At 69.9% G+C, this 17,755-nt stretch carries 13 protein-coding genes; 11 read left to right on the forward strand and 2 right to left on the reverse strand.

All coding sequences use genetic code 11. From position 1 onward, the window contains the following. Positions 1 to 202 precede the first annotated feature (202 nt). The 9 genes from ngcE to ACGFZN_RS19480 all read left to right on the forward strand — a co-directional run bounded on the left by ngcE (position 203) and on the right by ACGFZN_RS19480 (position 12,330). On the forward strand, positions 203 to 1,645 hold the full coding sequence (ngcE, locus tag ACGFZN_RS19440) for an N-acetylglucosamine/diacetylchitobiose ABC transporter substrate-binding protein (protein WP_393859694.1): 1,443 nt from the start codon (positions 203 to 205) through the stop codon (positions 1,643 to 1,645). 121 nt (positions 1,646 to 1,766) lie between these two features. Further along, the gene (locus ACGFZN_RS19445) at positions 1,767 to 2,702 is read left to right on the forward strand and encodes a carbohydrate ABC transporter permease (protein WP_393859695.1); all 936 of its coding nucleotides are present in this window, start codon (positions 1,767 to 1,769) and stop codon (positions 2,700 to 2,702) included. A 15-nt stretch (positions 2,703 to 2,717) separates the two neighbouring features. After that, a complete protein-coding gene (locus tag ACGFZN_RS19450) occupies positions 2,718 to 3,638 on the forward strand; it encodes a carbohydrate ABC transporter permease (RefSeq protein ID WP_393859696.1) in 921 nt (306 codons plus the stop codon). A 187-nt stretch (positions 3,639 to 3,825) separates the two neighbouring features. Beyond that, positions 3,826 to 5,025 carry an ROK family transcriptional regulator gene (locus ACGFZN_RS19455; protein ID WP_330337256.1) on the forward strand — a complete coding sequence of 400 codons (1,200 nt, stop codon included), beginning with the start codon at positions 3,826 to 3,828 and terminating at the stop codon, positions 5,023 to 5,025. Positions 5,026 to 5,158: 133 nt separating this feature from the next. Continuing rightward, positions 5,159 to 6,259 carry a sugar ABC transporter substrate-binding protein gene (locus tag ACGFZN_RS19460; protein WP_393859812.1) on the forward strand — a complete coding sequence of 367 codons (1,101 nt, stop codon included), beginning with the start codon at positions 5,159 to 5,161 and terminating at the stop codon, positions 6,257 to 6,259. A 188-nt stretch (positions 6,260 to 6,447) separates the two neighbouring features. Next, complete coding sequence (locus ACGFZN_RS19465) at positions 6,448 to 7,248, forward strand: ATP-binding cassette domain-containing protein (RefSeq protein ID WP_330337255.1); 801 nt, start codon at positions 6,448 to 6,450, stop codon at positions 7,246 to 7,248. Further along, on the forward strand, positions 7,245 to 8,555 hold the full coding sequence (locus ACGFZN_RS19470) for a sugar ABC transporter permease (RefSeq protein WP_393859697.1): 1,311 nt from the start codon (positions 7,245 to 7,247) through the stop codon (positions 8,553 to 8,555). Before ACGFZN_RS19465 ends, ACGFZN_RS19470 begins: the two co-directional genes overlap by 4 nt. A 135-nt stretch (positions 8,556 to 8,690) precedes the next feature. Further along, positions 8,691 to 10,655 carry a 1-deoxy-D-xylulose-5-phosphate synthase gene (dxs, locus tag ACGFZN_RS19475; RefSeq protein WP_393859698.1) on the forward strand — a complete coding sequence of 655 codons (1,965 nt, stop codon included), beginning with the start codon at positions 8,691 to 8,693 and terminating at the stop codon, positions 10,653 to 10,655. Between the two features lie 154 nt (positions 10,656 to 10,809). After that, positions 10,810 to 12,330 (forward strand): amino acid permease, encoded by a 1,521-nt coding sequence (locus tag ACGFZN_RS19480; RefSeq protein ID WP_393859699.1) that lies wholly within the window; start codon positions 10,810 to 10,812, stop codon positions 12,328 to 12,330. A gap of 179 nt (positions 12,331 to 12,509) precedes the next feature. Here the strand turns inward: ACGFZN_RS19480 and ACGFZN_RS19485 are convergent, their stop codons facing one another. Further along, positions 12,510 to 12,908: an NTP pyrophosphohydrolase gene (locus tag ACGFZN_RS19485; RefSeq protein ID WP_393859700.1), complete on the reverse strand. Its 399-nt coding sequence runs from the start codon at positions 12,906 to 12,908 to the stop codon at positions 12,510 to 12,512. Positions 12,909 to 12,946: 38 nt separating this feature from the next. Then, positions 12,947 to 13,942, reverse strand: coding sequence for a hypothetical protein (locus ACGFZN_RS19490; protein ID WP_393859701.1), 996 nt, complete (start codon positions 13,940 to 13,942; stop codon positions 12,947 to 12,949). 20 nt (positions 13,943 to 13,962) lie between these two features. Here ACGFZN_RS19490 and ACGFZN_RS19495 point away from each other — a divergent pair, with 20 nt between their 5' ends. Together ACGFZN_RS19495 and ACGFZN_RS19500 are read left to right on the forward strand one after the other, a co-directional pair. Next, the gene (locus ACGFZN_RS19495; RefSeq protein ID WP_393859702.1) at positions 13,963 to 15,174 is read left to right on the forward strand and encodes a CapA family protein; all 1,212 of its coding nucleotides are present in this window, start codon (positions 13,963 to 13,965) and stop codon (positions 15,172 to 15,174) included. Positions 15,175 to 15,401: 227 nt separating this feature from the next. Beyond that, positions 15,402 to 17,750, forward strand: coding sequence for a HAMP domain-containing protein (locus tag ACGFZN_RS19500; protein ID WP_393859703.1), 2,349 nt, complete (start codon positions 15,402 to 15,404; stop codon positions 17,748 to 17,750). The last annotated feature ends 5 nt before the right edge of the window (positions 17,751 to 17,755 follow it).

Raw genomic sequence — 17,755 nt, forward strand, 5'->3', positions numbered from 1 at the left:
AGACGCTCCACAGGGGCCTCATATTTCCGCGAGGTCTCAACTCGGAAAAGACCCATCGCCAACCTTGCATTCGATCTTGCTCAGCTGGCGGGAAGTGGACTATACCTGTCGGCGTTTCCCGCACGACCCTGCACTACCCGACCGCGGTGCCGGGGAGGATCCGGTTCACCGCCTGAGTCCTGGAGAAAGCGAGGACTTGAGCATGGGATCCACTGCGCACCGAGGTGGCGAGGGTGTCGGCCGCCGCGATCTGATCAAGCGTTCGGCCGCGCTCGGACTGGTGTCCGTGCCCGCCATGGGCCTGCTGTCCGCCTGCGCGAGCGGCGGGGGCGGCGGCAACTCGGACGAGGGCAACACCAAGGGGAAGTCGTCCAAGGACAATCCGTTCGGCGCCAAGAGCGGCAGCAAACTCGACGTGGTCGTCTTCAAGGGCGGCTACGGCGACGACTACGCCAAGGCGTGGGAGGCCGACTTCAGCAAGAAGCTCGGCATCACCTCGACCCACACCGGCACCCAGGAGATCACCGGCAAGCTCCAGCCGCGCTTCAACGCCGGCAACCCGCCGGACATCGTGGACGACTCCGGCGCCCAGCAGATCAAGATCGACGTCCTCTACAAGAACGGCTCCCTCCTCGACCTCTCCGAGGTCCTGGACGCGCCGTCGGTGGACGACCCGAGCAAGAAGGTCCGTGACACGCTGATCCCGGGCACCCTCGACCCGGGCATCCAGGAGGGCAAGGTCGTCGCCCTCAACTACATCTACACGGTGTGGGGCCTGTGGTACTCCGGCAAGCTCTTCCAGCAGAAGGGCTGGCAGGCGCCGAAGACCTGGGACGACTTCCTCGCCATCTGCCAGGACGCCAAGAAGCAGGGCATCGGCGGCCTCGCCCATCAGGGCAAGTACCCGTACTACATCAACGTCGCCATCATGGACCTCATCGCCAAGAAGGGCGGCATCGACGCCGTCAAGTCGATCGACAACCTCGACCCGAAGGCGTTCGTCGGCTCCGAAGCGGCCCAGGCGGGTGTCGAGGCGATCTACGAGGTCGTCGAGAAGGGCCTGTTGATGCCGGGCACCAACGGCCTGACCCACACCGAGTCGCAGACCCGGTGGAACCAGTACAAGGCCGCGTTCATCACCTGCGGCTCCTGGCTGGAGAACGAGCAGCTGAAGCAGACGCCGACCGACTTCGACATGAAGTTCCTGCCGATGCCGCTGCTGCCCGGCAGCAAGATGCCGTTCGAGGCGATCCGGGCCGGCTCCGGCGAGCCGTTCATCATCCCGGCGAAGGCGGCGAACCTGCCCGGCGCCAAGGAGTTCATGCGGCGGATGCTGTCCAAGGACTGGTCGACGCTGTTCGCCAAGGAGGCGAACTCCCTGACCATCCTGAAGGACGGGGTGGACCCGAGCGTGAAGCTGCGGCCGGGTACGCAGTCGACGGTGGAGGCCTCCAAGGCGGCCGGCTCGAACACGTTCCGGTATCTGTACCCCGACTGGTACAGCGAGATGGACACGGCGATCCAGAACGCGTCCAATGAGCTCATGGCGAAGCGTATTCAGCCCAAGGAATGGCTGAAGAGGTGTCAGGCGGCGGTGGACAAGCAGGCCAAGGACCCGGCGTCGAAGAAGAACCGGCACGAGTGAATTTCGCCCAGGCGTCGAGGGGCGTGCGTGGAATTGCGGGTTCCGGTCCGTTGCGGCTGGTCGCGCAGTTCCCCGCGCCCCTTTCGGGGCATTGGTGCTGACCGGAACATCAGGGGCAGGCATGCGCAAGGGGCAGTACCGGTTCGTCGCGGGGTTTCTCTTCGTTCCCGTGGCGCTTTATCTGATCTTCGTGATCTGGCCGTACATCCAGACGTTCGGCTATTCACTGACCGACTGGAAGGGACAGTCGCAGACCTTCACGTTCGTCGGTCTGGACAACTACAAGGCGCTGTTCCAGGACGACGTGTTCCTCGAGGCGATCTGGCACAACATCCAGTTCCTGATCTTCATCCCGGTGATCACCATTCTGCTCGCCCTGTTCTTCGCCTTCATGCTGAACGCGGGCGGGCGCGGCAAGGCCGGCGGGGTGCAGGGCGTCACGGGGGCGAAGGTCTACAAGATCGTCTACTTCTTCCCGCAGGTGCTGTCGCTGGCGATCCTCGCCGTGCTGTTCAACGCGGTCTACCGTAGCGACGGCGGCGGTCTGCTCAACGGCGTCCTGATCAAGGTGGGCCTGGTCGACGCCGACAACCCGGTGGAATGGCTGAACGAGCCGCACGTGGTGCTCTGGGCGCTGATGGTCGCCGTCGTCTGGCAGGGTGTGGGCTTCTACCTGGTGCTGTTCTCCGCCGCCATGCAGTCCATCCCGAAGGACATCTACGAGGCCGCCCTGATCGACGGCGCGAGCCGCAACCAGTCCTTCTTCCGCATCACCCTGCCGCTGCTGTGGGACACCGTGCAGACCGCCTGGGTCTACCTCGGCATCGTCGCCATGGACATGTTCGTCCTGGTGTCCTCCATGACCCAGAACATGGGTGCGTACGGCGGCGGCCCCGACCATCACAGCGATGTGATGTCGACCGTGATGATGCGCAACTTCCTGTACTACGGCAAGAGCGGCTACGCCTGCGCCATGGGCGTGGTCATGCTGCTGCTCACCCTGGTCCTGTCCGTCGTCACGCTGCGCGCCACCCGCCGCGAGCGCATCGAGTTCTGAGCGGGAGGAGAGACGATGAGTGCACTCAAGGAGACCGCTCCCGCTCCGGCCGGCGGCCCCGTGGCCAAGGCGCCCGTCCGGTCCGGCGAGCGGCGCGGCGAGGGCGTGGTCCTGAACGCCTTCTCGCACGGCTTCCTCGCCGTGTGGGCGCTGCTGATCGTGCTGCCGCTGCTGTGGCTGGTGCTCAGCTCCTTCAAGACCGACGCCCAGATCGGGGGCTCCGCGTTCGGCTGGCCGCACGACTGGTCCTTCGACGTGTTCCGGCGGGCCTGGAACAAGGGCATCGGGGACTACTTCCTCAACACCGTGATCGTCCTGGTCTTCTCGGTGCCGCTGACCATGCTCTTCGGCTCGATGGCGGCGTACGTGCTGGCCCGGTACCGGTTCTGGGGCAACCGGCTGCTGTACTACTTCTTCGTCGCCGGCGCCATGTTCCCGGTGTTCCTGGCCCTCGTCCCGCTGTTCTTCATGGTCAAGCGGCTGGACATGCTGAACACCTACCAGGGCCTGATCCTGGTCTACATCGCCTACTCGATGCCGTTCACGGTGTTCTTCATGCACGCCTTCTTCCGGACCCTGCCCACGGCGGTCTTCGAGGCGGCGATCCTCGACGGCGCCTCGCACACCCGGACCTTCTTCCAGGTGATGCTGCCGATGGCCAAGCCGGGCCTGATCAGCGTGGGGATCTTCAACACTCTGGGCCAGTGGAACCAGTTCATCCTGCCCACGGTGCTCATGCAGCCGCAGAGCGGCTCCGACCCCGAGCGCTATGTGCTCACCCAGGGCCTGATCCAGCTCCAGCAGCAGCAGGGATACGCCTCCGACCTGCCGGTTCTGTTCGCGGGTGTGACCATTGCGATGATCCCGATGCTGGCCGTCTACCTGTCCTTCCAGCGCCAGGTGCAGGCGGGTCTGACCTCGGCGACCCTGAAGTAAGCGACGCTCCGCGACCGGCCCTGCGCACGCCGTCCCCGCCCCCGGGACGGCGTGTTCGCTTGTGTCCGGGGTACCCGGAAACGGTTCAACCTCTTGACGTGAGTCACCCCGAACGGCTCAGCTTAGAGTTCACTAGTTGGACATACGCGGGGCCTCGCCGAAGCGGCCCCGCGCTCAGGAGGTCGTCGTGGAGACTCCAGGGTCGCAGTCGTCGCTGCACCGAGCCAACCTGGAGCGGGTCGTACGGGCCGTGCGCCTGGCCGGGTCCCTCACGCAGGCGGAGATCGCGCGGACGACCGGTCTGTCCGCCGCGACGGTCTCCAACATCGTGAGGGAGCTGAAGGACGGCGGAACCGTCGAGGTCACGCCCACGTCGGCGGGCGGACGGCGGGCCCGCAGCGTCAGCTTGAGCGGGGACGCCGGGATCGTGATCGGCGTCGACTTCGGGCACACCCACCTGCGCGTCGCGATCGGGAACCTCGCCCACCAGGTGCTGGCCGAGGAGTCCGAGCCGCTGGACGTCGACGCCTCCGCGGACCAGGGCTTCGACCGGGCGGAGGAGCTGGTCAGCCGCCTGATCGCGGCGACCGGTGTGAACCGGTCCAAGGTGGCCGGCGTGGGGCTCGGCGTGCCGGGTCCGATCGACGTGGAGTCGGGCACGCTGGGGTCCACCGCGATCCTGCCCGGCTGGGGCGGCACCAAGCCCGCCGAGGAGATGCGCGAGCGGCTCGGCGTGCCGGTGCACGTGGACAACGACGCCAACCTCGGCGCCCTCGGCGAGCTGGTCTGGGGCAGCGGCAAGGGCGTGCGGGACCTCGCGTACATCAAGGTCGCGAGCGGTGTGGGCGCCGGTCTGGTGATCGACGGGAAGATCTACCGCGGCCCCGGCGGCACAGCTGGCGAAATCGGACATATTACACTCGATGAGTCCGGCCCGGTCTGCCGTTGCGGCAACCGCGGCTGCCTGGAGACGTTCGCGGCCGCGCGCTACGTGCTGCCGCTGCTCCAGCCCAGCCACGGTCCCGACCTGACCATGGAAGGCATCGTGCGGCTGGCCAGGGACGGAGATCCGGGCTGCCGTCGGGTGATCGCCGACGTCGGCCGCCACATCGGCAGTGGGGTGGCCAATCTCTGCAATCTGCTGAACCCGAGCCGCGTGGTCCTCGGCGGTGATCTCGCCGAGGCCGGTGAGCTGGTGCTCGGGCCGATCAGGGAGTCCGTCGGCCGCTACGCCATCCCCAGTGCGGCGCGCCAACTGTCCGTTCTCCCGGGGGCACTTGGCGGCCGTGCCGAGGTGCTCGGAGCGCTCGCCCTCGCCCTGAGCGAGATGGGTGATTCGACTCTTTTGGACGGGTCGCTGCCGATGGCTGCCCCCGCCTTCACTTAGAGAACGGATGGCACCGTTGCCATCTCGTTAAGGATTTACTTCTTGACGTCGCACGTGTGGCCGAGTTGACTTCCAGCCACCTCGGCCGCAACGACGCGGCCTCGTCAGGGAGGTTTCTGAAGTGAACGCACGTATGCGTCGTGCCGCCGTTGCCATTGCCGCCGGTGCCATGGCGGTCTCGCTGGCCGCCTGTGGCAGCGCCAAGGAGTCGAAGGGCGGCAGCTCTTCCTCCTCGTCGCCGAAGAAGGGCGACAACATCAAGGTCGGTCTCCTGCTTCCGGAGAACAAGACCGCGCGTTACGAGAAGTTCGACCGCCCGCTGATCGAGAAGAAGATCAAGGAGCTGACGAACGGCAAGGCCACCATCCAGTACAACAACGCCCGGCAGGACGCGAACCTCCAGGCGCAGCAGGTCGACACCATGATCACCAACAAGGTGGACGTCCTGATCCTGGACGCGGTGGACGCCAAGGCCATCCAGAACTCGGTCCAGAAGGCCGTGGACGCCGGCATCAAGGTCGTCGCCTACGACCGCCTCGCCGAGGGCCCGATCAGCGCCTACACCTCGTTCGACAACGAGAAGGTCGGCGAGACCCAGGGCCAGGCCCTGCTGCAGGCGCTGGGCAGCAAGGCGAACAAGAAGTCGAAGATCGTCATGGTCAACGGCTCGGTCACCGACCCGAACGCCGCCCAGTTCAAGGCGGGCGCCCACAAGGTCCTCGACGGCAAGGTGACCATCGCCAAGGAGTACGACACCAAGGAGTGGTCGCCGGACAACGCCAACTCCGAGATGGAGGCGGCGATCTCCGCGGTCGGCAAGAAGAACATCGCGGGCGTCTACTCGGCCAACGACGGCATGGCCGGCGGTATCATCACCGCCCTCAACGCCGCGGGCATCAAGGTCCCGGTCACCGGCCAGGACGCCGAGCTCGCCGGTGTGCAGCGCATCGTCGCCGGCACCCAGTACATGAGCGTCTACAAGCCGTACGCCCCCGAGGCCGACGCCGCCGCCACGATGGCCGTCGACCTGGCTCAGGGCAAGTCGCTGGACTCCGTCGCCAAGGACAAGGTCTCCAGCAACTCCCAGAAGGACGTCCCCTCGGTGCTCGTCCCGGTCACCGCGCTGACCAAGGACAACATCAAGGACACCGTCATCAAGGACGGCGTCTACACCGTGGCCGACATCTGCACCGCCGACTACAAGGCGGCCTGCGACAAGCTCGGCCTGAAGTAAGCGGCGTCAAGTCCCTTCCCCCGCACCGGCGTTCGTCCTTGAATGCCGGTGGGGAAGCCGACTGACCGCCCCCGGCTCCTGAAGGCGCCCCGCGCATCACACAGCCCCGCAAGCTCGGCGCGGGGCGCCCGAAGGAACACCCCCCAATCTTTCTGCACAACCTCCCGCCGGGTCAGGCGGCGAAGGAGATGGTTCACGTGTCCGCTACGCCCGTGCTGGCGTTGCGCGGGGTCTCCAAGCGATTCGGTGCCGTCCAGGCGCTCACCGACGTAGAGCTTGAGGTCCACGCCGGTGAGGTGGTCGCCCTGGTGGGCGACAACGGCGCCGGAAAGTCCACGCTGGTCAAGACGATCGCCGGCGTGCACCCGATCGACGAGGGTGTCATCGAGTGGGACGGCAAGCCCGTCACCATCAGCCGCCCCCACGACGCCCAGGCACTGGGCATCGCGACGGTCTACCAGGACCTCGCGCTGTGCGACAACATCGACGTCGTCGGCAACCTGTTCCTCGGCCGTGAGCTGAGGAAGTGGGGCGTGCTGGACGAGGTGGAGATGGAACGCCGCTCCCGCGAGCTGCTCACCACGCTGTCCATCCGCATCCCGAGCGTCCGCATCCCGATCGCCTCCCTCTCCGGCGGTCAGCGCCAGACGGTGGCCATCGCCCGCTCCATGCTCGGCGACCCCAAGCTGGTGATCCTCGACGAGCCCACCGCCGCCCTCGGCGTCGAGCAGACCGCACAGGTCCTCGACCTCGTGGAGCGCCTGCGCGAGCGCGGCCACGCCGTCATCCTCATCAGCCACAACATGGCGGACGTGAAGGCGGTGGCCGACAAGGTCGCCGTCCTGCGCCTCGGCCGCAACAACGGCGTCTTCGAGGTCAAGACGACCTCGCAGGAGGAGATCATCTCCGCCATCACCGGCGCCACCGACAACGCAGTCACCCGCCGTGCGGCCCGCACCTCCGGCGCGAACGGGGAGGTTTCCAAGTGAGCATCGACAAGACCTCCGCGAATCCCGGCGACACGGCCGCGCAGGACGGGCAGGCCGTCGAGAACCCCGAGGCCGCGGCCGCCGCGGTCACCGCGGTCGACCCGCGCCTGCTGGTCCAGCAGGAGGGCCTGCTCGGCTACTGGCACGAGTTCAAGCGCAAGATGAAGGCCGGCGAGCTGGGCTCCATCCCGGTCGTGCTGGGCCTCGCGATCATCTGCATCATCTTCCAGGTGCTGAACTCGGAGTTCCTGTCCGCGCAGAACATCAACGACATCACGATCACGATGGTCGGCACGGGCATGATCTCGGTCGGCATCGTGTTCGTGCTGCTGCTCGGCGAGATCGACCTGTCGGTCGGCTCGGTCAGCGGCGCGGCCAGCGCCCTCGCCGGTGTCCTCGCGGTCAACCAGGGCTGGCCCGAGTGGGCGGCCGTGCTCGTCGCCATCGTCGCGGGCATCGCCATCGGCGCGCTGCACGGCTTCTTCTTCGCGGTGCTCGGCGCCCCCGCCTTCGCCGTGACGCTGGCCGGTCTGCTGTTCTGGCTCGGCTTCATGCTGAAGGTGCTGGGCGCGGACGGCACGATCAACCTCGACCCGAACGGCCTGGTCGGCAAGCTGACCACGTACTACTTCTCGGACGTGGCCGCCGCCTACGGTCTCGCCGTCGTCGTGGTCGGCGTGTTCTTCCTCACCTCCTTCCTCTCCAACCGGCGCCGGCAGGCCGTGGGCGTCCCGTCCCGGCCGCTGAGCGACACGATCCTGCGGACCGTGCTGCTGGCCGTGATCTCCTTCGCCGCGGCGTACATGTACAACCAGTACAAGGGCCTGCCGCTGGCCACGGTGATCTTCCTGGTGTTCCTGATCGCCACGGACTTCGTGCTGCGGCGCACCCCCTACGGGCGCAAGATCTTCGCGCTCGGCGGCAGCGTCGAGGCGTCCCGGCGCGCGGGCATCAACGTCACCGCGGTGCGGATCTCCGTGTTCGCCATCTCCGGTGGCTTCGCCGCGATCGGCGGTCTGTTCCTGGCGTCGAAGATCGCCTCGGCCAACCAGAGCGCCGGTACCGGTGACCTGCTGATGAACGCGATCGCCGCGGCCGTCATCGGCGGTACGTCGCTCTTCGGCGGCCGGGGCCGCACCTGGAACGCGCTGCTCGGTGTGCTGGTGATCGTCTCCATTCAGTACGGTCTGCAGCTGGAGTCCATCGCCGAGCCGGTGAAGTACATGATCACCGCCGCGGTGCTGCTCACCACGGTCGTGATCGACTCCATCACCCGGAAGACGCAGAAGACGGCCGGGCGTGCGTAACGCCTAGTCCGCCTCACGCGGGACCAGTGCCCGGCACGGAAACGTGCCGGGCGCTGTCGTGTCGGGCAAAGCGTGAACATTAGACTCGGGCGAGCCCGGCGAAAGCTCGATCAGCTCTATTGCAAGGAGGCACGGGTGCCGCTGCTGACCCGCATCAGGGGACCGCGCGATCTGGACCGGCTCAGCCTGGAGGAGCTGGCCCGGCTGGCGGAGGAGATCCGGACCTTCCTCGTCCAGGAGGTCTCCAAGACCGGCGGGCACCTGGGCCCCAACCTCGGCGTGGTGGAGCTGACCATCGCCCTGCACCGGGTCTTCGACTCGCCGAAGGACAAGGTGCTCTGGGACACCGGCCACCAGTCCTACGTGCACAAGCTGCTCACGGGCCGGCAGGACTTCTCCCGGCTGAAGATGAAGGGCGGCCTGTCCGGCTACCCCTCGCAGGCCGAGTCCGAGCACGACGTCATCGAGAACAGCCACGCCTCCACGGTGCTCGGCTGGGCGGACGGCATCGCCAAGGCCAACCAGCTCAAGCAGCGCGACAGCCACGTCGTCGCCGTCATCGGCGACGGAGCCCTCACCGGCGGCATGGCCTGGGAGGCCCTCAACAACATCGCCGACGCCAAGGACCGCCCGCTGGTCATCGTCGTCAACGACAACGAGCGGTCGTACGCGCCCACCATCGGCGGCCTCGCCAACCACCTCGCCACCCTGCGGACCACCGACGGCTACGAGCGCTTCCTCGCCCGCACGAAGGAGCTGCTGGAGCGCACCCCGGTCGTCGGCAAGCCGCTGTACGAGACGCTGCACGGGGCGAAGAAGGGGTTCAAGGACTTCATCGCCCCGCAGGGCATGTTCGAGGACCTGGGGCTGAAGTACGTCGGCCCGATCGACGGCCACGACATCGAGGCGCTGGAGTCGGCGCTGGCGCGGGCCAAGCGGTTCGGCGGGCCGGTCATCGTGCACTGCCTCACCGAGAAGGGCCGGGGCTACCAGCCCGCCCTGCAGGACGAGGCCGACCGGTTCCACGCCGTCGGCAAGATCCACCCGGACACCGGCCTGCCGATCGCCAGCTCGGGCGCCGACTGGACGTCCGTCTTCGGCGACGAGATGGTCAGGCTGGGGGAGGAGCGTGAGGACGTCGTCGCCATCACGGCGGCCATGCTCCAGCCCGTCGGCCTGGACAAGTTCGCCAAGCGCTTCCCCGAACGGGTGTACGACGTCGGCATCGCCGAGCAGCACGGCGCCGTCTCCGCCGCCGGCCTCGCGTACGCCGGGCTGCACCCGGTCTTCGCGGTGTACGCCACCTTCCTCAACCGCGCCTTCGACCAGGTCCTCATGGACGTGGCCCTGCACAAGTGCGGGGTGACCTTCGTGCTGGACCGGGCCGGCATCACCGGCACCGACGGCGCCTCCCACAACGGTATGTGGGACATGTCGATCCTCCAGGTCGTGCCGGGCCTCAGGCTCGCCGCGCCGCGCGACGCCGAGCAGGTCCGGGCCCAGCTGCGGGAGGCCGTCGCCGTCGACGACGCGCCGACCGTGGTGCGCTTCTCCAAGGGCGCCGTCGGCCCCGCCGTACCCGCCGTGGGCCGCGTCGGCGGCATGGACGTGCTGCGCGAGCCCGGCGCCGACCGGCCGGACGTGCTGTTGGTCTCCGTGGGCGCCCTCGCCCCGATGTGCCTGGAGATCGCCGCCCTGCTCGACAAGCAGGGCATCTCCACCACCGTCGTCGACCCGCGCTGGGTCAAGCCCGTCGACGAGGCGATGGCCCCGCTCGCCGAGCGGCACCGGGTCGTCGTCACCGTCGAGGACAACAGCCGCGTCGGCGGCGTCGGCTCCGCGATCGCCCAGGCCCTGCGCGACGCCGGGGTGGACGTGCCGCTGCGCGACTTCGGCATCCCGCCGCGCTTCCTCGACCACGCCTCCCGCGCCGAGGTCCTCGCCGAGATCGGCCTGACCGCCCCGGACATCGCCCGACAGGTCACCGGACTGGTCGCCAAGCTGGACGGCATCCCCCACTCCCGGCTCCGCCCGAGCGGGGAGAGCGACGCCGACCGTACGGCCGCCGAGGTGGACTCGGTCGAGCCCGCGCGCGACTGACCCGGAACGCGCCCCTCACGGGCCGGTGACGCCACTCCCTGCGGTGGCGGAACCGGCCCTCTTGCGTGAACCTGCCAGTGCCGGGGCATACGCATCCCGACCCTCTCGATCATGACGGGCCAGGGCGTGGCCCCCGAGCGTGGGAGGTAGGTACGTGAGCAGCGCGCTGTTCAGGACGAAGAACGTCGAGCAGTCCATCCAGGACACCGAGGAACCGGAGCATTCGCTCAAGAAATCCCTGTCCGCGCTCGACCTGACCGTCTTCGGCGTCGGCGTCATCATCGGCACCGGCATCTTCGTCCTCACCGGACAGGTCGCCAAGAACAACGCCGGCCCGGCGGTGGCCCTGGCCTTCGTGGTGGCCGGCGTGGTCTGCGCGCTCGCCGCCCTCTGCTACGCCGAGTTCGCCTCCACGGTCCCCGTGGCGGGCTCGGCGTACACGTTCAGCTACGCCTCCCTGGGCGAGCTGCCCGCCTGGATCATCGGCTGGGACCTGGTGCTGGAGTTCGCGCTGGGGACGGCGGTGGTGGCGGTCGGCTGGTCGGGTTACATCCGCTCCCTGCTGGACAACATCGGCTGGCACCTGCCGGACTACCTGGCCAGCCGGGACACCGCCTCCGGCTTCGGCTTCGACATCCTCGCCGCCGCCCTGGTGCTGGTGCTCACCGGCATCCTCGTCCTCGGCATGAAGCTGTCGGCCCGGATCACCTCGCTCGTCGTGGCCATCAAGGTGGCCGTCGTCCTCATCGTGATCATCGCCGGCGCGTTCTTCGTGAACTCCGCCAACTACACGCCGTTCATCCCTCACCCCAAGCCGGTGCCGGCGGGCGGGAACCTGAAGGCCCCGCTGATCCAGCTGATCTTCGGCTGGGCGCCCGCCAACTTCGGCGTGATGGGCATCTTCACCGCCGCCTCGGTGGTGTTCTTCGCGTTCATCGGCTTCGACATCGTCGCCACGGCCGCCGAGGAGACCCGCAACCCGCAGCGGGACATGCCGCGCGGCATCCTCGGCTCCCTGCTCATCTGCACCGTGCTGTACGTCGCCGTCTCCATCGTGGTCACCGGCATGGAGAAGTACTCCAAGCTGTCCGTGGACGCCCCGCTCGCCGACGCCTTCAAGGCCATCGGGCACCCCTGGTACGCGGGCGTCATCAGCTTCGGCGCCGCCGTCGGCCTGACCACGGTGTGCATGATCCTGCTGCTCGGCCAGACCCGGGTGTTCTTCGCGATGAGCCGCGACGGACTGCTGCCGCGCTTCTTCTCCCGCGTCCACCCGCGCTTCCGCACCCCGCACCGGCCGACCATCCTGCTCGGTGTGATCATCGCGATCGTCGCCGGCTTCACCAGCCTGAGCGAGCTGGCCGAGCTGGTGAACATCGGCACGCTCTTCGCGTTCGTCGTCGTCGCGATCAGCGTGATCATCCTGCGCCGGACCCGCCCGGACCTGCCGCGCGCCTTCCGCACCCCGTGGGTGCCGGTCATCCCCGTCCTGTCGGTGTGCGCCTCGCTGTGGCTGATGCTCAACCTGCCGGCCGAGACCTGGCTGCGGTTCGCGATCTGGATGGTGATCGGTTTCGTCGTCTACTTCTTCTACGGCCGCACCCACAGCCGGCTGGCCCCGGGCCGCCGGGCCCCCGCCGAAGAACCCCGGCCGTCCCCCGGGAACACCCCGTGACCGCCCGCACCGGGTGAGGGCCGCGACCCGGCTCGTCCCGGTCCCGCTCCTGTGGGCCACACGCGCAGAGACACGACAGTTGATCTCCGGTGAGTCCCGGGTGCGGGGCGGGGCGCCGGTCCCGTGAGTCCCGGGGTGCGGCAGCGGGGCGCCGGTCCCGTGCCGTACCCGCGCCGTGCTCAGCTCAGTACCGTGCGCGGCCCGGTGACCTCGGCGCCGTGGTCCCGGACCCGGCGGCGCAGTTCCCGGTCGGCCGTGACCACGAGGCACGGGCGGTCGCCGGCCGCCGCCGCGAGGTCCACGATGCGGTCGTCGCCGCTGCCCGGCGCGTCCTCGACGCGCACCCCGGGCACCGAGGCCACGCCCCGGGCCGCGCCCTCCACCACCAGGACCAGTTCCAGCGGCCCGGGCAGGCCGGGCACGCCGGTGCGGGCGAGCGGCGCCAGCCGGTCGCGCAGGCGCTCGGCGGCGCTCCGGCGGTCCCGCCACCAGCCGTCGGGCACCGAGCCCACGACGTTCGCGCCGTCGACGACGAGCAGGGGCAGGGACGCGCGCCCGGCGCCCGAGGGATCCGTCATAGCGGTGGCAGCCTTGTTCTCGCGTACTCCTGAGGGGCTCAGTCTGGCACGGGTGCCGCGGAGACGGGCCGTGCCGGTTCCCGGGCCCAGCGGCCCGTGACCGCGGCGATCGCGGCCGCCGCCCGCTCGGCCGGAGCACCGCCGGCGCGCACCTCGGGGGAGAACTCGACGTGCAGGAACGGCACATGGTCGGCGTCGGCCACCTTGCCCTGCACGTTCGTACGGCCCTCCAGCGGACAGGACCGCGCCCAGGCCCGGCACACCCGCAGACCCCGGCCGCGCAGGGCGTCGGCCAGCTCGCGGCCGTCCTGCCGGCCCGCCGACCCGGCGCCGGTGGAGGCGACCACGTCGTAGCCGGGCACGGCGGAGGCGGCGAAGCCGTGCAGCTGGACGCCGGGCATCCCGCGCCGGGCCAGCTCGGCGCAGATCGCGTGGAAGACGGTGTCCGTGCGGTGCGCCACGTCCGCGGAGTTGCCGGCCCCCGCCTTGCGGTGCGCCCCCGCGATCACCAGCACCCCGCCGGGCGAGCCGCGCAGCACCCGCACGCCCAGCTGCTCGGTGCCCAGGTCGAAACCGGGGTGCGGGACCTGCACCGACCAGCTCGGGCGGTGGTCGAGGTCCAGGTAGACCCGGCCCCAGCCGCGCGGCACCACCGCGGAGTCGGTGCGGTCCGCCACCTCGGCGTAGCGGCGTCCGGTGGGCCGGTCGACGACCGTGCGCACGGTGAAGTCCCGTTCCGCGAGCAGCCGTTCCGCTTCTGCGCGCTGCCCGTCGAGCAGCAGGCCGATCGCCGCCGCGATGTCCTCGCGGTCGCCGCGGCCGGGCGGCAGATACCCCTGTCCGGGGCCGAACCGGCGTGTGTAGTCCGCCACCTCCCGCGCCAGGTCGATCCGCATGGCCCCCTTCGCGGCGGGCGGGCCGGCGTCGCCCGCGTCGCCCCCGGCCCGGAGCCGGCCGGTGAGACCGGCGGCGAGGGCGGCGACGACCAGCAGAAGTGCCGCGATCGTTATGGTGCGTGAGCGAGGGGCTCTCATGGTTGTATCAAGATATCCCGGTGAACAGACGTAGCCGGACCCTGCTGTCCCTGCTGACCCCGCTCTCCCTGCTCGCCGCCGTCTCCGGCTGCGGCCTGCTCTCCGACGACGCCCAGGGCGGCGGGCGCTCCTTCACCGTCGCGGCCGCCGGGGACATCCTCATGCACCCCGAACTGGTCGACCAGGCGCGCAAGGACGCGCAGCGCACCGGCAAGGGCGTGGACGGCATGGACTTCGGGCCGATGATGGCCGGCATCAAGCCGGTGATCAGCAAGGCGGACCTGGCGATCTGCCACTTCGAGCCGGTGATGGGCCCGGCGCGGGGCCCGTTCGCGGGCTTCCCCGACTTCCAGGTGCCGCCGCAGCAGGCGAAGACCATCAAGGACATCGGCTACGACACCTGTTCCACCGCCTCCAACCACACCCTCGACCACGGCTACGACGGCGTGAAGCGCACCCTGGACGCCCTGGACGCCGCCGGCCTGAAGCACACCGGCTCCGCCCGCACCCGGAAGGAGGCGGACAGCCCGCTGATCATGGACGTCAAGGGAGTCAAGGTCGCGCAGCTGTCCTATGCGTACGGCTTCAACGAGCCGCACAAGCTGCCGAAGGACAAGCCCTGGCTGGCCAACCTCCAGGACCTCGGCCGGATCAGGGCCGCCGAGCAGCGGGCCCGCAAGGCCGGCGCCGAGGTGGTGATCCTCTCCCTGCACTGGGGCCGCGAGCACCACCCGGAACCGTCGGCCGCACAGATCTCCTTCGCCCGGCAGATCGCCCGGAACACCGGCATCAACCTGGTCATAGGCCACCACGCGCACGTCGTGGAACCGATGGAGAAGGTCGGCGGGACCTGGATCTCCTACGGGCTCGGCAACCAGATCGCCCGGCACGAGGTGCCGACCGGGCTGACCGAGGAGGGTGTGATCGCCTGGTTCACCTTCACCGAACACGGCAAGGGCCACTGGGACGTCCAGCCGCGTTTCGAGCCGACGCTGCTCACGATCCCGCCGGACGCCGAGAACGTCCGCGACGGCGGCACCGCCGACCTCACCGGCGACGACGCCAAGGACTACCGCCTGCTGGACGTGCCGGCCGCGCTCCGCGACGACCACGGCCTCTCCGAGGCCCAGCGGGCCCGGCTGCGGCTGGCCTTCGAGCGCACCGAGGGCACCCTGCTCAACCGCGGCGCGGGCGCCGACGGCCTCAAGCCGCTCACCCCGCTGCCCGCCTAGGCGCCGTAACCGCCCCGAACCGCATGGCATTTGGTCGTTGTTATCCGATTCCTGCTCGATGTTGCGCAGATCACGTGGGACTTACTGCAACTTAACCGGCCTCTTGTCTGTCTGAGGTTTCCGGGCGCGGTCTTTCCATCGGCGCGCCCGGACCGCATTTCAAGAGGAGACCTCCTGTGGCGTCACCGCCCCCGGCGCGGCAGCACAAAGCCCGCCGCCGAGCCGACATGTCGCTGATCGGAGGCATCCGTCCGCCGATCGCGGTCCTCTCGGTGCTGCTGCTGACGCTCTCCGGCATCACGGCCCTGGTGCTGGGACGCGTCGACAACACGGGCGTGCCGAAGGCGGTGCTCACCTCCCAGCAGCACTTCGCCGAGGACGGCGCCATCGCGCTGCGCGCCTCCATCGACGAGTCCGTCAAGGACGTCACCCGGTCCGCCGCGCTCTTCAGCGCCGGGCAGCCGGTCACCGGCGACGCCGTCCTCGACAAGCTCGGCAGCACCTACCAGAAGTGGATGGGCACCGCCGTCGTCGAGATCCGCACCGGCAAGCTGGTCGCGGCCCGCGGCGAGACGGTGCCGCTGACCTCCGTGGACCTGTCCTCGCTCAGCGGCGAGGACGGGCTGGCCCCGCGCATGGTCCAGCAGAAGAACGGCGAGGTGCGGCTGCTGTCCTTCGGGCTGCTGACCTGGCCGGGCAAGCCGCAGCTGCTGCTGGTCGCCTCCCGGAACCTGAAGTTCCCCGGCATCAGCCTCGGCCAGTTCCGCTCCATCGCCGTCGTCGACTCCGGCGGCACCATCCTCAGCGAGGACGGCATCGCGGACCCCGCGTCCGCGCGCAACAGCATCGACCGCAAGGACCTCACCGCCTCCCGCAAGCAGCTGACGGAGTTCGCCCGGCAGGCCGCCGACCGCGCCCAGCAGGACCCGCGCAGCAGCAGGGAACCCGGCACCGGCGGCTACCAGGGCGTCAGCGGCAGCCTGCTCGGCGGCAAGCTGGCCGGCGACCGCTCCGTCGCCGGATACGCCACGCTCGCCGCGTCCGAACCCGGCGAGCGCACCACCGCCACCGGGCTCGGCCTGTCCGTCGTCTCCATGGTCAGGGTGACCGAGGAGTCCGGCCGGGCCCAGTCCCCGGTGCTCGGGCTGGCCACGGGCGGCGCGCTGCTCGTCGTCGGCGCCCTGGCCGTGGCGGTGCTGCTGGGCACCGTCCAGCGCCCGCTGCTGAGGCTGTTCCTGGAGTCCCGCCGGCTCACCCGCGGCGACCTCACCCGCCCCGTCACCGTCCCCGGCTACGGCGAGGCGCACCGCATCGGAGGCGCCCTGGAACGGCTGCGCCGCCAACTGCTCGGCGAGAGCGCCGAGGCCACCGGCCCCACCGCCCGCCCGAGCGGGGTGCGCCGGGCCGGCACCCGCGCCCTCCTCGCGGTCTGCGCCGTCCTGCTGCTGGCCTGGTCCGCTCCGCTGATGCTGCTGGTCAACCGGGCCGACAGCACCGCCGAGGTGCCCCGGCAGCTCGTCAACGACCAGCGCGAACGCACCGACACCCTCAGCGACCGGGTCCGCCGCGCCCTCAACGAGGGCGACGCCGACCTGCAGTCCGTCGCCTCCCTCATCGGCGACAAGACCTCGCCCGAGGCGATGGAGACGGTGCTGGAACGCACCTACAACGAGAACAGGCGCTACCGCTCCCTCTACGTCGTCGACGCCCACGGCGCCATCCAGGCCCGCGAGGGCAAGAGGCCCAAGGTGATCCAGGCCAACCGGGTCTCCGACAAGCCCCTCAGACTGCTCGGCCGCGGCGGCAAGGAGCCCGTGGTCGTCGCCGCCGCCGAGATACCCGGCCGGGGCGGCGCCCGGCTGGTCGGCGAGTTCCGCGTCGAGTTCTTCAACGCCCTGCTGAACCGGCCGGGCCTCGGCGTGGTCCGGCTCGTGGACGACCACAGCAGGGTCATCGCCGGCAACACCGGCTTCCTCGCCTTCCAGTCGCTGCCCGACGCCCACCTCAAGGACCTCGTCGAGGCCAGCACCCAGCGGCTCGGCAAGAAGCCGCAGCCGAGCGGCGTGCTCTACCGGGACAACGGGCTGCGCATCGCCGCCGCCGCGCCGTTCTCCGGCGGCGGCTCGGCCCAGTCCCTGCACTGGAGCGTGGTCAGCTGGCAGCCCGTCGACCACCTGCCCATCCCGGAGTACGACACCCAGAACCGCACCGTCCTCGCCGGTCTGCTCGGCGCCGCCGCGGCCGTCGCCTGCCTGGGCTGGCTGCACATGGTCGTCGCCCGGCCGATGCGCACCCTCGCCGACCGGGCCGAGGCACTGGCCGGCGGCGACCGCAAGACCGTGCTCTTCCCGCAGCACCACGACGAGGTCGGCGCCGTCACCCGCTCCCTGGAACTGATCCGCCAGCAGCTGCAGGACCAGCGCAGGCAGCAGCCCCGCCGCACCCCGCCGCCCGCCCCCAACCCGCCGGGCACGGGCGGGCCGCGCCAGGACCCGCCCGAACGGTACGCGCAGCCGCCGCACCAGGAGCCGTACCCCCCGCAGCAGTACCCGCCCCAGCAGTACACAAGGAACTGATCACC

The sequence above is a fragment of the Streptomyces sp. NPDC048192 genome, from assembly GCF_043202415.1.
Lineage (GTDB): Bacteria > Actinomycetota > Actinomycetes > Streptomycetales > Streptomycetaceae > Streptomyces.